This is a genomic window from Herpetosiphon sp., assembly GCF_003512625.1.
In the GTDB taxonomy this organism is placed as follows: domain Bacteria; phylum Chloroflexota; class Chloroflexia; order Chloroflexales; family Herpetosiphonaceae; genus Herpetosiphon; species Herpetosiphon aurantiacus.
In genome coordinates, this window is sequence record NZ_DOPT01000020.1 from 12,974 (window position 1) to 27,497 (window position 14,524).

The 14,524-nt window shown below is 51.1% G+C and carries 9 protein-coding genes; 7 read left to right on the forward strand and 2 right to left on the reverse strand.

The window, feature by feature from the left end:
- Positions 1 to 21 precede the first annotated feature (21 nt).
- Together ctaD and coxB are read right to left on the reverse strand one after the other, a co-directional pair.
- Positions 22 to 1,869, reverse strand: coding sequence for a cytochrome c oxidase subunit I (gene ctaD / locus DEF47_RS04440; RefSeq protein WP_012187665.1), 1,848 nt, complete (start codon positions 1,867 to 1,869; stop codon positions 22 to 24).
- A gap of 9 nt (positions 1,870 to 1,878) precedes the next feature.
- Positions 1,879 to 2,958: a cytochrome c oxidase subunit II gene (gene coxB, locus DEF47_RS04445; RefSeq protein ID WP_012187664.1), complete on the reverse strand. Its 1,080-nt coding sequence runs from the start codon at positions 2,956 to 2,958 to the stop codon at positions 1,879 to 1,881.
- A gap of 871 nt (positions 2,959 to 3,829) precedes the next feature.
- Here coxB and DEF47_RS04450 point away from each other — a divergent pair.
- The 7 genes from DEF47_RS04450 (at position 3,830) to gatB (ending at position 14,521) form a co-directional block, all read left to right on the forward strand.
- On the forward strand, positions 3,830 to 7,459 hold the full coding sequence (locus tag DEF47_RS04450) for a WD40 domain-containing protein (RefSeq protein ID WP_012187663.1): 3,630 nt from the start codon (positions 3,830 to 3,832) through the stop codon (positions 7,457 to 7,459).
- 227 nt (positions 7,460 to 7,686) lie between these two features.
- Positions 7,687 to 7,923: a hypothetical protein gene (locus DEF47_RS04455; RefSeq protein WP_012187662.1), complete on the forward strand. Its 237-nt coding sequence runs from the start codon at positions 7,687 to 7,689 to the stop codon at positions 7,921 to 7,923.
- A 170-nt stretch (positions 7,924 to 8,093) separates the two neighbouring features.
- On the forward strand, positions 8,094 to 8,639 hold the full coding sequence (locus DEF47_RS04460; protein ID WP_012187661.1) for a helix-hairpin-helix domain-containing protein: 546 nt from the start codon (positions 8,094 to 8,096) through the stop codon (positions 8,637 to 8,639).
- A gap of 8 nt (positions 8,640 to 8,647) precedes the next feature.
- The gene (locus DEF47_RS04465; protein WP_012187660.1) at positions 8,648 to 9,970 is read left to right on the forward strand and encodes a DEAD/DEAH box helicase; all 1,323 of its coding nucleotides are present in this window, start codon (positions 8,648 to 8,650) and stop codon (positions 9,968 to 9,970) included.
- 310 nt (positions 9,971 to 10,280) lie between these two features.
- A complete protein-coding gene (locus DEF47_RS04470) occupies positions 10,281 to 11,783 on the forward strand; it encodes a DUF790 family protein (protein WP_012187659.1) in 1,503 nt (500 codons plus the stop codon).
- Positions 11,784 to 12,030: 247 nt separating this feature from the next.
- The gene (locus DEF47_RS04475) at positions 12,031 to 13,002 is read left to right on the forward strand and encodes a BtrH N-terminal domain-containing protein (RefSeq protein WP_012187658.1); all 972 of its coding nucleotides are present in this window, start codon (positions 12,031 to 12,033) and stop codon (positions 13,000 to 13,002) included.
- A 67-nt stretch (positions 13,003 to 13,069) separates the two neighbouring features.
- A complete protein-coding gene (gatB, locus tag DEF47_RS04480; protein ID WP_012187657.1) occupies positions 13,070 to 14,521 on the forward strand; it encodes an Asp-tRNA(Asn)/Glu-tRNA(Gln) amidotransferase subunit GatB in 1,452 nt (483 codons plus the stop codon).
- The last annotated feature ends 3 nt before the right edge of the window (positions 14,522 to 14,524 follow it).

Below are 14,524 nucleotides of genomic sequence, written 5' to 3' on the forward strand. Positions count from 1 at the left end.
ATCGACACCGAGCAAGGTTGTTTACAGCACCGGATCTTGGGCAATTTCGCCGACCCAGCGGTTCATGCCAACGAAGGCAATTGCCAAGGCCACCAAGATCAATGGAATCCCAATCAATGGCGCAGAGGCGAGGTTGAGCATGCCATAAGCTAGCACAAACAAGCCAAACGAGAAGATGATTGGGGCAAACGATGGCGGTGGCAAGTGGGGATGGAAATCATAATTGATCGTCATGCCTCGACCTTCGCCGCTATATTTGTTATCCCACAAGGGGCGACGGCTATGCACAATGTATTCCACATCGAAGTTGTGGGCTGGTGGTGGCGAGGTGGTCGCCCATTCCAGGGTTGCGGCATCCCATGGGTCGTTGCCCGCAGGAGCGCCCTTGCGCAAGCTGATAATAAAGTTGACGATAAAGACCAACGTACCCAAGGCGATACAAAATGCCCCAATCGTTGAAAGCAAGTTGTAGAAATCCCAGCCTTGGTTTTGTTGATACGTCCAGACCCGCCGTGGCATACCTTGCAGCCCAAGCATATGTTGCGGGAAGAAGGTCAAATTAAAGCCCAGCATTAAAATCCAGAAGTGCCATTTGCCGATGCGTTCGCTCATCATCTTGCCAGTAATTTTGGGGAACCAATAGTATGATGCACCAAACAAGGCAAAGACAGCGCCACCAAACAGCACATAGTGGAAGTGAGCAACCACAAAGTAGCTATCGGTAACTTGTAAGTCGAACGGCGCAGCCGCCAACGAAACCCCGGAAATCCCGCCGATCACGAACATGGCGATAAAGCCAAGGCTGAACAGCATTGGGGTTTTGAAGCGCAACTCACCGCGCCACAAGGTTGCTAGCCAGTTGAAGATTTTGACCCCCGTCGGGACAGAAATCAACATCGAAGCGGCAGCAAAGAAGGTGTCGGCAATCACGCCCAAGTTGGTGGCAAACATGTGGTGTGCCCACACGGTGAAGCCCAACACCCCGATTGCAACCCCAGAGTAGGCCACAAACTCGTAACCGAAAATCGGCTTGCGTGAGAAAACTGGCAACATTTCTGAAACCACACCGAAGGCGGGCAGAATCATAATGTACACTTCGGGGTGACCGAAGAACCAGAACAAATGTTGCCACAACAGTGGGTCGCCGCCAGCAGCAGGCAAGAAGAAGTTGGTACCAAAGTTGCGGTCAAAGAACAGCAAGGTGATCCCAACCGTGATGCTTGGCAAGGCAAAAATCAACAAGAATGAGGTAACGAAGCTCATCCAAACGAACAGCGGCATCCGATTAAAGCGCATGCCAGGTGCTCGTAGCCTGATGATTGTTACGATGATGTTGACCGAGCCAGCCAGCGAGGAAACCCCCAGCAGCTGCAAACCTAGCACCCAATAATCCATCCCTCGGGTAACCGAGTAGGTGGTTGAGGTGAGTGGAGCATAAGCAAACCAGCCAGCATCGGGAGCGCCGCCGCCGAACACAAAGCTGGAATACATGACAATCCCGCCGAACAACAAGAGCCAATAGCTCATGGCGTTCATGCGCGGGTAGGCCATATCGCCTGCGCCAATCATCAAGGGCACAAAATAGTTCATAAACCCAGCGTTGACAGGCATAATCGCCATAAACACCATGGTTGTGCCGTGCATCGTAAAGACTTGGTTATAAGCTTCGGGTGTCAGCAGCGTATTTTGGGGCGTACCAAGCTGCAAACGGATGAGCAACGCCTCAAGCCCACCGATCACAAAGAATAAAAAGGCAGTCACAGCATACATGATGCCAATTTTTTTATGATCGACAGTGGTGATCCATTCCAACCAACCCCGCCGTTGCTTAGCTGGGGCGTGATGGAGGGTACTTACGTCAGTTGCCATACGGCCCTCCTACTGCTGACCTTTAACACTGGTGCCAGGATTGAGGCTTTCCAGATAATCGACTAACTCGGTAATTTCTGCTTCGGTCAGGGTATCGGCCTTGATCGCGGTGGTCATAATGTTGCCACGTTTGACTGCATCAGGGTCGTCTAACCAGGCATAGAGATGTTCACGGGTGTTATCGGTCGTGCCAGCGGCAATCGTCATGCGGCCACCGAAGTGGGTCAAGTCGGGGCCGGTAATACCAGCGGCGTTGGTGCCACGCACCACGTGACAACCGATACAATTTTTGGTAAACGATTCGGGCAAGGTGGTGTTAACCGCCACTTGGCTTTGCTCGCTTGACCATTTTTGGAAGTCGGCAGGGCTGGCCACAACCACGCGCATTTTCATATAAGCATGTTGGCCACCACAGTATTCGGCGCATTGACCCCAAAATACTGCTGGCGAACCATCGGCCACGTCATCGGCTTTAAACCACAAGCCACTCTCGCGATTGGGCATCACGTCGCGCTTGCCAGCCAAGCCAGGAATCCAGAAGTCGTGGATTACGTCAACCGAGGTCATTTTCACGTCGATATAGCTTCCTGATGGAATCCATAGCTCGTTAGCAGTGACCAAAGGCTTACCGCTGGCATCCTTAATATCAGGATACTGGAACTCCCACCACCACTGATGGCCGATAACCTTAACATTTAAGGTATTGCCAGCGGCTTCGTCGGGCATAAACTCGATTTTGCGAATCGTGTCGAAGGTAAAGACGAAAATGACAATCGCAATAATTGCTGGCACGATTGTCCAAGCAATTTCAACCTTCGTATTGCCATGGATCTGTGTGGGAATCTGCGAACTATCTTTTTGCCGATACTTGATGATCGAAACGATCAACCAGGTTTGTACGATCAAAAAGACCACAACGCCCAACCAAAACAACAATTCCGAGAGATTGTAAATTGCGCGGGTGCTCTCGCTTGCTGGGTTCAGGGTCGTCTGAGGGGTCTTCTGACCGCACGCTGCCAGTACAACGCTTCCAAGCAACAGGGTTGCCGTAGGGCGCAGCAGAGCCTTGGCAGGCGAACGATTGGGCATCCATGCCTCCTTGCTAAGACCGTGTTCTCCAAATCGTCGTTGGCACCGCGAACATCCGCCACCAAGTCGAACGATTGGCCTTTCCAATACTACTAAATCAGAGTCAACTCCACTCAAACCGCCCACGCGCAATCTCGTGGTGGCATGAACTTGGAGTTGGGGGAGTTACTGGTTCGCTATCACCCCAATTGTACACTGTTATCGAAAACTCTCAAGTTGACATATGGCTGCGTACAGGCAGTGATTGATCGCTCAATGAGATAGTATCAAATCTTGTTGCTCGTGTCTAAATCTTTTACCTGCAATTTTGAGCCAAATATGCATGGTTTGGACTATTGGATTGCCCGAACACGCATTTTCAGTCACAGATTGGCCAAGATTTTCACGATTATGTTCTCCCAGCCCATGGCCCATAGCCAAAAACCTTGCATGCTCTGCGCCGCTGCATTGAATTTCATCTCTCATCCTTCCCCCTTCTGTTCGTTGTTCTATGTTCTATGTGTAATGGTTTATTAGGTTGGCAACTGTTCTCCTGTGCCCTCACCCCCAGCCCCTCTCCCACGGCGGCGGGCGAGGGGAGCACTCCTGGAGCGGTTCCCCCTCGCCTGCTGGGCGGGAGAGGGGGCTAGGGGGTGAGGGCACGAGAATTGGTTGTTAATGGTATGAACCATTACATCGCTGTCCGCTGTTCTTCTTTTGCCTTTTGCCTTCTGCCTTCTGATTTCTGCCTTTATCCATTAAACCACCGTTAAAAATAGTACTTTGGCACTATCTTCGTGGCTCTTGAAGTTCTACGGGCTTGCCTCTATGATTCAGGCATAATTCGTTCGTACCGAACTTGATATTTTTCCTGCGCATCATGGGGTTTGTCATGACAAACGTTGTTTTATCGTTGCCTGTTTTTCATGCAACCGAAGGGCTTGGCGCATTTCTCGGCGATTTGCGTTCATGGGTTTTTCGTTCAAAAAATCGGGCCGCCCGCCACTTTGGCTTGGCGCATACCACAATTATGCGCTATGAAAATGACCAAATTTTGTGTCCGCTGGGCTATATCGCCGCCCTCGCGCAGTTGGTGATCGAGCAGTTGGATCTGCCGCCCTATCAGCGTGGGTTGGCCGAGCAGCAATTATTAGCCACGATTCAATATGCATTAACTGAGTATGCGATTGACCACACGCCGCTGGCAACGTGGCCTGAGTTAACAAATTTGGCCGCAGCTTACTTGGCTGAAGTGCAGCAGCAAAAGCAGGAGCAGGCTAAAACTGGTCCATTGATGGGCGTTTTGCACGATTGGGGCGATGCGCCCGATGTACAGAATTTTGTCGGTCGCGAGGACGAAACTGCTACCCTTGTTAAATGGTTACAGCTCGATCGTTGCCGTTTGGTGGCGATTATTGGGTTGGGCGGTATGGGCAAAACCAGCCTTGCCACCCGCGTTGCCCAACAAGCCCAAGATGATTTTAAGGTGATCGTCTGGCGTTCGCTGCAACAAGGTCAACAGGCCAATGATTTTCTGTTGGAATGTTTGCACCGGATTATGCCCAGTCCCAATTCGGCCTATCCAAGTCAATTTGAGCACCGCCTAAGTGTGTTGATCGATTATTTGCGTACCACCCGCTGCTTGTTAATTCTCGACAATATCGAGGCTATTTTGCAGCCGCAATATCCAGCTGGCCGCTACCGCGAGGGCTATGAGCAATATGCCCAACTGTTTCAAGCAATCAGCGAGCGTTCCCACGAAAGCTGTTTGATTCTGACGAGCCGCGAAAAACCCTATGAATTCAATCGACTCGAAGGTGTGCATACCCGTTCGATGGTTTTGACGGGACTTATGCGCGATGATGCTCAAATGTTGCTCGATAATCAAGAGTTGTATGGCACGCCGCAACTGTGGCAGGAGCTCATCAAGCACTATACTGGCAATCCTTTGGCCTTAAAATTAGTTGCCCAAGTGATCAAAACCATGTTTTTTGGCCAAATTGCTGAATTTTTGCAGCACGAAGAATTAATTTTTGGCGATGTGCGCACAATTTTGGCTCAGCAATTTGAACGTTTATCCGACCAAGAGCAAGAATTATTGTATTGGCTCGCAATCGAACGCCACACGGTCAAATTAGCTGAGCTTAAGCATGACCTGGTGCGTTCAAAATATCAACATATGCTGCTCGAAACCCTTGAATCGTTGCTGCGCCGTTCGTTGGTGGAGCGGCATCAAGATGGGTTTATGTTGCATAATGTGGTGCTCGAATATACAACCGACCGTTTGATCGACCAAATTGCCCAAGAATTACTCGATGGGACGCAGGGTTTGCTCTATCGCCATGCCTTGATCAAAGCCAACAGCTTGGATAGCATTCGCGAACACCAAAGTCGGGCAATTTTGCGGCCATTGCTGCACCGGATTTTCGTTGAGCTTGGTCAAGAGCGTTTGCTGGCAAGCCTACGTCAATTATTGCAAACCATGCAGCCCTTGAGCGCATTGGAAATGGGCTATGCGCCAGGTAATATTTTTAATTTATTGGTTGAACTCAAGGCCGATTTGAGCCAATTTGATTTTCGGCATAAACCGCTGTGGCACGCCAACCTACGTGGCATCAACCCCAAACAGCTTGATTTGAGCCATAGCGACCTTTCGCGCAGTGTGTTTAGCGAACAATTTGGCGCATTGATTGCCCTAGCCCGCGATCCAGCTGATCGTTTTTTGGCCGTAGCAACCGCTGATGATCAATTGATTGTTTGGCAAAACTTAGATCTGAAAAAACTTTGGCAAGTACCCAGTAACCACGATGGCATTCGGGCAATCTGTTTTAGCGGCGATGGGCGCTACTTGATCAGCGCTGGTAACGATGGACTCATTCGGCTGTGGGAGACCAGTCAAGGCCAGAACCCACGTATTTTAGCAGGCCATACCCGACCAGTAATTGGCGTGGCGATTGCGCCCCAAAGTCAACAATTAATCAGTGCCAGCCTTGATGGTGAGGTTCGCCTGTGGGATCGGCTCAGTGGCAAGTGTTTGCATCGTTTTAATGCGCATGCCGACGGTTTAAGCAGCATCGGGCTAAGTGCCAATGGTCAATACTTAGCAACGGCAGGGCTTGATCGTCAGATTAAACTTTGGCACGGCCCACAGTTAAATTATCAGACCACTATCACGACCCATCACGAGCCAATCGAAATTCTAGCGTTTAGCCCCAATCCAACGATTTTAGCGGGCACTGGACTAGATGGCGATGTCTACTTGTGGGATTTACAAGCCAACCAGTTAATCACCAGTTTGCCCAACGAAGATCGCGTGTTTGATCTGCAATTTAGCCCTGATGGAGCTAATCTCGCCACCGCTGGCCTTGATCAATGTATTCGGATCTGGCAGGTAGAAACCGCTCACCTGACGCATATGCTCTACGGCCATGCCCATTGGGTACGGGCTTTACACTACAATCGCGATGGTTCACGGCTCTACTCGGTCAGTAGCGATCAAAGTTTGCGCATCTGGGAGCAAGCTAGTGGCCGCTTGCTGCATACACTCCAAGGCTATCGCGGCGGTGTACGCAGTTTGGCTTTGAGCAACAACGCTGATTTATTATTTAACGCTGGTGAGGCTCAAGCCGTCACATTATGGCAACTAGCCGAGCCATTCTATCGCCTGAATCTACCGCAAGCAACCAACAATGGCCGCGAATTAGCCTATCATCAAGCCAGCCAACTACTGGCAATCAGCCAAGAGCAAGTAATTCAACTCTGGGATTGCCAACGTTTGCAATTAGCAACGATCTTGACTGGTCACCAAGCTTTGATTCGGGCGATCGCCTTTCGCCCTGATGGCAGCATGTTGGCAAGTTGCAGCGAAGATCATACTGTTCATGTTTGGTCGATGCCTCATGGTCAGATTGTCCAAGTCTTTGGCTGTCACGATGATTTAGTTACCACCCTCGCTTGGAGCCAGAACGGCAGTTTATTGGCAACTGGCAGCGCTGATCGCACGATTCGGATTTGGGGCGTAGCTGAACATAGTTGTTTAAGCTTGTTGGCGGGGCATAGCGCGGGCATTATCAGCCTAGCCTTCAGCCCCGATCAACGCCATTTGGTCAGTGCTGGAGCCGATCAACAGGTGCGCATTTGGGATCTGAGCAACCAGTGCTATGAAATTGTGCTCTTGCATAAACCTGGCTTGCTCAAAGCGGTGCAATGGTCGGCTGATGGGCGCTGGATTGTGATTGCGGCTGGCTCGCTAGCCCTGATTTGGGATTGGCAAAACCAACAATTGGTTCAGCGGTTTGAGCATCAAGCAGCCGTCGATAGCATCTGCCTCAGTAGCGATGGCCACATGCTGATTACTGGCGATCAACAAGGGGCAATCGCCATCTGGCAACTCGCCACTGGTAAATTGCTCAAAAAACTGCACAGCGATCGTCCTTATCAAGGGCTGATCATCAACCAAGCCATTGGTTTAAATGCAGCCGAGCAGGCCAGCTTGCTCAATTTAGGCGCATTGATCAATTAAAACGCTCACTCCCTTCAAGGGTAGATTTTGTAGTCGATTGGCAGTCCCTCACCCCTAGCCCCTCTCCCGCCCGCGAGGCGAGGGGGACTCACGAAACCAAACGCCCCTCGCCTACCGCAGTGGGAGAGGGGTTGGGGGTGAGGGAAAATCTCAACATCAATCCAGCAAATTCTGGTACAATCGGCGGCGTTGCAAAAAATGAACCAAATTCATGAAAGGAACCAGCAATGCCGGATTATCTCTACGATCTCGAAGCCCAAGAGCTTGCCAACGGCGATTGGGCTTTGGTGATTCATTGCGAGGCGGCCTATGCCCAAACGGTCAATATTGCCACACCTAATTTTGCGATTGAACGGCGTTTCGATGCAACTGGTTACGCTGCGGTGACGATTCCACGTCAGCAGTTTAATGGCATTAACGCCAGTGATTTACAGATTCAAATTCAGACCAAAATCAATGTGTGATCGTTTTTGACACAACCAAATGCTATGCTAGGGCTAGGTTAACAAACTCTATGAAACGCCCAAATCAACATAATCACGCTTGCGATTTCGCTTAAATGTAGTACAATTAGCACAGATGTTTCATCACAGACACAGTACGTTTGAACCAGTAGAAAGCTTTGGTGATAGCCATGAACAATCGCGCAATTGCCCAAATTCTGTTTAACATTGCCACGTTGCTGAAGCGCCAAAACGCCAATCCCTATCGGGTGCGGCGCTATCGCGAAGTAGCTCGCGCCATTCTCCGCCTGCGCCATTCCCTCACCGAACGCGCCTTAGCTGGCAAAGCCTTAGGCATCAACAAACTTGGGGCCAGCCTCACGCGCAAAATCACCGTGCTAGCTGCCCAAGGCCAACTCGATTTTTACGACGATTTGTGTGCCTTGCTGCCACCCAGCCAACAACGCTTGCTGAAAATCGCGGGCATTGGGCCAATTTTGGCCGAACGCATTAGCCAAGAGCTAGGCGATGTCGAGCTAGCAACCTTGCTACGTGAAGCTGCCTACCAACGTTTGACCGCGATCTGGGGGGTTGGGCCACAACGCGCCGATCTGATTGTCTCGAATATGTTTCCCGATGATCCGCCACCGCCAGCCAATGCTGCTCACAGTGCCCGCAAAAGCAACATCATCTACACCCAACCAACCTTATGGGAGTATGGGCAAAAAGCCGCCTAGGAGGATGCATGACCCGACCTGCCACCCAAGCCGAGCAGCCAGAGCAAGAACAATGGCTGCTCGACGAGGCAAGTTTGCTCGATGCAAGCCTGCTTGATGAACCCGACGAGGATTTGCCAGAGGTTGATGCCCGTTTACAAGGCGGCTTCAAAGCCAAATTACAATTCGCCCCGCGTCCCTATCAAACCGAGGCCGTCGCTGCTTGGACGGCCAACGAAGGACACGGGGTGATTGTGCTGCCCACTGGAGCAGGCAAAACGATCACAGCGATGTTGGCAATTGCCAAGCTTGGGCTGCGCACGCTGATTGTCGTGCCAACGATTGAATTACTCTATCAATGGCGCGACACCGTGGTCCAAACCCTCGCGCTCGATCCAAAATTAGTCGGCGTGGTTGGTGATGGCCAGCGTGAATGGCGACCAATCACCGTGATTACCTATGCTTCGGCGGCCATGCCCGATGCACCACTTGAAAATTTGGGCTTGCTCATTTGTGATGAAGTGCATCATTTGCCTTCACCAGCCTATAGCACGATTGCCCTGCGCAGCCGCACGCCCTATCGCCTAGGCTTAACCGCCACACCCGAACGCAGCGATGGCTCGCATACCGCGCTTGATCGCTTGGTTGGCAAAGTGGTTTATCAGCGTGCGCCTGCCGATTTAGCCGAAGAAGGCCATATCGCCAAGTTTCGCGAAAAACGGATTTTGGTCGATCTAACTGCCGATGAGTTGGTGCGCTACGAAACCTTGATGACCACATGGCGCTGGTTTTTGGCCAAACATCGGCATAAATTGGCCAGCGGCGGCGATTTCTTCGGCGAACTCATTCGCCGTTCTGGTAGCGACCCCCAAGCTCGCAATGCGCTCCAAGCTCAGCATCAAGCGCGAATGATTGCGCTCAACGCCGAGAAAAAGCTTGAGCATGTTGGCCAACTGCTCAGCCAACATCCCAACGATAAAATCATCATCTTTTCGGAATACAACGCCTTGGTCAATACGATCAGCCGTCAGTTTGCCATACCCAGCATTACCTATCGCACAGCTGCTGATGAACGTAAATCAATTTTGGATGGCTTTCGGTCTGGACGCTATTCCAAGTTGGTGACGGGGCGGGTGCTGAACGAGGGCGTTGATGTTCCCGATGCCAATGTCGCGATTGTGGTCAGTGGTTCAGCCACGGCCCGCGAATATATTCAGCGTTTGGGGCGGGTGCTGCGCAAAAAGCCCGATGAAGCCTTGCTTTACGAGTTGGTCACGCGCAATACCAGCGAAGTTCAAACCGCCCGCCGTCGTAAAAAAGCCGTGGCCGCCCATAATCTGCAGGCGAAGTAGAACATAGAACAAAGAGCATAGAACATAACCCTTGGGATAAACCTCGGTTTTGAGCATAACAGAATAATCAAAACAATCTGTGGCTAAAAACGTATCTTCGTGCTCTTCGTGGATCAAGGCTTTAACGGAGAGCCGCAGAGCGATGGAAGGATGAAGGATGAATCTACGGTTAGAGATCAGAAGGATCATTAGGGCAATTCGTGACTAAAAACATCCTTCGTGTTCTTCGTGTTCTTCGCGGTTTCAACCCTTCGTGCTCTTCGTGTCCTTCGTGGATCAACCGCCGAATCTTTAGAGTATCGGAATCATTATGTCATTTACACCAGCCGATTTCAAATATACCAGCCGCACCGGTGAGCTTGGCCGCCAACTCTACCCGCATCAATTGCGCGATGATCGCTATTTGGCAGCGATTGACTATGCGATTGGCTATTACGAGCAGATGCTTGGCCGTGCGCGGCGTGAATTTGAAGCCGCTACCTTGCTGGAGTTTTTTGGCGATCCCAAGTTGGCACGCGGCTTGGTAGCCTGTTTAAGCCAAACCTATCGCTGGCATCAACCGCAACTAGCCGAAGTGCTCGATCAACCTACCTATGCCCAATTGGTTGAACGCGGCTTACGCAATTCAGCCGATTTTCGGGCCTTGCTGTATGCCCATGCCAATCAAACTCATGGCTTCATTTTGCCAAGCGAACGCTGGCCTGCGGTAAGCCAACTAGCCGCTGAATTGGGATTAACGCCCAGCCAATTTGAGCGGGTGCTCTACCTTGATGATGAGCAAGAAGCATTGTTGGTGCGCAGCGCCGAACGCCCAGAACCAAGCGCAATCGTGGCTTTATACAATTTTCATTCGCTCGAAACTGGTTTGCGCAACTGTCGTTCGTTGCAACTACGGCTTGATGGCGATATTAATGCCTTGGCCGTTTCAGCCCATAATTTAGCCCAACGCTATAACCTGCGCTACGAATTAAGCGAACCAGAAGATTGCATAGCGACGTTCGTAACCCTGACCTTGCATGGAGCCAAGGATGCGCTAGGCAATTGGACGCGCACAGGCCGCCGAATTGCCCGTTGTGCCTTGCGTCTACTAGCGGCCCATCCCAATGCGGCCAGTGAAGGCCTAATTCAGGTGCATATGCAGGGCAAAAATAGCCTAATCAAGCTGGCAAAACGCGAGTTGACGGTGCTTGGTGGCACTGCTCGTCAGCAACCAGACAACCTTGGCGATAGCTGGGAAACCACGCTTGAACAGCAATTTAGTCAAGCCTGGAGCCGCTTGGTTAGCAAAAGCCAAAATGCAGGCTGGCGCATTCGACGTGATCCTGTGCCATTTAGTTTGGCTCATCGGTTACTTGTCCCCGATTTCATTGCCCAACGCGGCAGCGAACGTATTCCGATCTTTGTGCCTGCGACCGAAGCGATGGCAGCGAGTTTGGCGCAGCGCTTGGTTGGTCAACCGAAGGTCTTGGTCGTAATTGCCAAAAGCTATCAAAACCTCTTGCGCAATTGCCAGGTTGCCAAAGTTATGTATCAAACCACGCCCGATATGCTGACGGTGCTTGCGCAACTCGAACAACTTACCCCAGCCCAAGCACCATTAGATCGCTGGAGTCGCCTAGCGTTGCGCTTCGATCAAGCTGGATTTGTGGCCGAAACCGAGCTTTTAGAAATTTTGGAATGCCGTAATCCTGTTGAAATTAGCTTAGCGCTGCGTGGTTGGCGCGAAGGCACAGCCCAGTATGTGCCAAATCTTGGCCTATTTACGCCGCAAAAACTGCGTGAATTAGGTAGTATGCTTGGCAAAGCCGCCTAGGAATTCCTCTCACCCCCAACCCTTCACCTCGCTCGGCGGTAGAGCTTTCAAGGGTAGGTTTCTGTTGCGAACCACAGATAGGCTGGTTCATCGCTGGATGGATGACGACCCTGATTGTGATTGAGGGGGTGCAGGGGGATTAAAGCCCCCGCGTCTCCCACCTTGAGGCGGGACGGAAGGGTGGTGATCACCATAAATCTACAAAATGTACTAATAACCCGATAAACCCTAAAAATAACGAGGATTTATGCTGGCAATCAAACCATTTATTGGCCAACATTGTGAAACTACCACCAGCGGAACCTTGCTCTATCAACAAGGCATCGAGCTTTCTGAGCCGTTGCTGTTTGGATTGGGCGAAGGCCTAAGTTTCATCTTTTGGCACATGAACTCAATGCCGATGCCCTTTATCGGCGGACGCGTCAAGCCCGATCAACTAACCGAAACCCTTGCCAAACAACTCAACCTCAAACTTGAGCGCCAAGAAACCAGCTCGTCAACCAAGGCTTGGGCGATCGTCAAAGATTTGCTTGATCAAGGTCAAGTCGTTGGCTTGAAACTTGATTGTTTTTATCTCGAATATTTTAGCAATCCAATTCATTTTGCTGGTCATTATGTGGCGATCTATGGCTATGATCACGATCACGCTTATTTGGTTGATACCCATCAACAGGGTAGCATTGTGCAAACATCATTAGCAAGTTTGGCCCAAGCGCGGGCGGCCAAAGGCTCGATGGCCTCAAAAAGCATGGCTTATACCCTAAAACCACAGGGCAGTTACGATTTGGCTCAAGCAGTGCGCCAAGCAATCATCAATAATGCCCAAGCCTATCTCAACCCACCAATTACCAACGTAAACTACAAAGGCATTCGTAAAGCGAGCGCCGCCTTACAGCCATGGTTTGAAGCAAGCGCCAATATTGAGTATGATTTTTGCACCACCGCCCTGTTAATGGAACGAGCCGGAACGGGCGGCTCGCTGTTTCGCAAGCTGTATCGTGATTTTTTGGCCGAGGCCAGTACAATCATCGCTGCTCCACAGTTACGTCAAGCTGAACCAACTTTCACCACGATTAGCGAGAACTGGCAAGAAGTCGCAAATTTGCTCGATCAAGCGGGCAAACAGCACGATCTTGGGGCAATTCAAAAGGCCAGTCGGCTGATGAACCAAATCGCCGAACAAGAATATACAGCGATGCATCTGCTGGCAACGCTATAACAGCTTGCATAATCAGCCATGATCGGGCACAATCAGCGGGAGATTGTGCTGTTGCCTCGGAGTTGCTATGAAATATACTGCCACGATTGGGCTAGAAGTGCATGCCCAAATTCTTACCAAATCGAAAATGTTCAGCGGTTGTAACGCGGCCTATGCCAGCGCTCCCGCCAATAGCTGTATCGATGAAGTCAGCATTGGCTTACCTGGCACCTTGCCAGTTGTCAATCAGGAAGCAATTCGCAAGGCGGCGCTGCTTGGTTTGGCGCTCAATTGCGAAATTCCTGAGTATTGCGAGTTTTCACGTAAATCGTATACCTACCCCGATTTGCCCAAAGCATGGCAAATTACCATGTACGATAAGCCAATTTGTATCAATGGTGAGCTAGAAATTACCCTTGGCAATGGCGAAACCAAGCGAGTTGGCATCACCCGTGCCCACCTCGAAGAAGATACGGGCATGTTGCAACATGGCGATGAAACCCACTCGCTGGTCGATTACAATCGCTCTGGCGTGCCGTTGCTCGAAATCGTCAGCGAGCCTGATATGACCACGCCCGAAGAAGCCCGCTTGTATGCCACCAAATTGCGCCAAATTTTGGTCTTTTTGGGGGTCAACAGCGGCAACCTCGAAGAAGGCGCGTTGCGGGTTGATGCCAATGTTTCAATTCGCCCTGAAGGCCAAAAAGAATTTGGCACCAAGGTCGAGATCAAAAATATGAACTCGTTCCGCAATCTTGAGCGGGCTTTGGTCTATGAACTGGAACGCCAAGAAAAAGTTTTGCGCGAAGGTGGCACGATTATTCAAGAAACTCGTGGTTGGGACGATGCCGCAGGGATCACCTTGAGCCAACGCTCCAAGGAACATGCCCACGATTATCGCTACTTCCCTGAGCCAGATTTGCCGCCGCTGGAGTTGAGCCGCGAGTGGGTTGCTGAGCGCCGCGCCGAGTTGCCTGAATTGCCCGATGCCAAATTTGCTCGATATCTTAGCGAATTTGGCTTATCCAAGCAGGATGCCGCCTTGTTGAGCGGCGAACGTGAAACCGCCGACTATTTTGAAACCATCGTGGCCACCGCTGGCGCAGCCAATGCAAAGCCCGTTGCCAACTGGATTACCGGCGAGTTATTCCGTTTGATCAAAGATGGCGCAGAAACCCTCGCCGAGGTCGCCAAACGGGTTACGCCTGCCAACCTCACCAGTTTGATCGACGTGGTTGCCAAAGGCGAAATCGGCAGCACTGTCGCCAAGCAAGTCTTTGAAGAAATGTATCGGACTGGCGAAACGCCAACTGCGATTATCAACGCCAAAGGCTTGCGCCAAATTAGCGATAGCAGCGTTTTGACCCAAGCTGCCCGCGATGCGATCGCCGCTAATCCCAAAGTGGTCGCCGACTACAAGAGTGGCAAATTGCCAGCGATCAAGTTCTTGGTTGGTCAGGTGATGCGGGCAACCAAAGGTCAAGCCAATCCACAAGTCGTCGAAGAAGCGCTCAAAACCGAGCTTGATGCCACCAATTAATCG

Bases quoted from the DNA above. Each gene is read 5' to 3' on its own strand.
- gatB (WP_012187657.1), top strand. From the start codon at position 13,070: ATGAAATATACTGCCACGATTGGGCTAGAAGTGCATGCCCAAATTCTT.
- DEF47_RS04455 (WP_012187662.1), top strand. From the start codon at position 7,687: ATGCCGGATTATCTCTACGATCTCGAAGCCCAAGAGCTTGCCAACGGC.
- DEF47_RS04465 (WP_012187660.1), top strand. From the start codon at position 8,648: ATGACCCGACCTGCCACCCAAGCCGAGCAGCCAGAGCAAGAACAATGG.
- DEF47_RS04470 (WP_012187659.1), top strand. From the start codon at position 10,281: ATGTCATTTACACCAGCCGATTTCAAATATACCAGCCGCACCGGTGAG.
- coxB (WP_012187664.1), bottom strand. From the start codon at position 2,958: ATGCCCAATCGTTCGCCTGCCAAGGCTCTGCTGCGCCCTACGGCAACC.
- DEF47_RS04450 (WP_012187663.1), top strand. From the start codon at position 3,830: ATGACAAACGTTGTTTTATCGTTGCCTGTTTTTCATGCAACCGAAGGG.
- DEF47_RS04475 (WP_012187658.1), top strand. From the start codon at position 12,031: ATGCTGGCAATCAAACCATTTATTGGCCAACATTGTGAAACTACCACC.
- DEF47_RS04460 (WP_012187661.1), top strand. From the start codon at position 8,094: ATGAACAATCGCGCAATTGCCCAAATTCTGTTTAACATTGCCACGTTG.
- ctaD (WP_012187665.1), bottom strand. From the start codon at position 1,869: ATGGCAACTGACGTAAGTACCCTCCATCACGCCCCAGCTAAGCAACGG.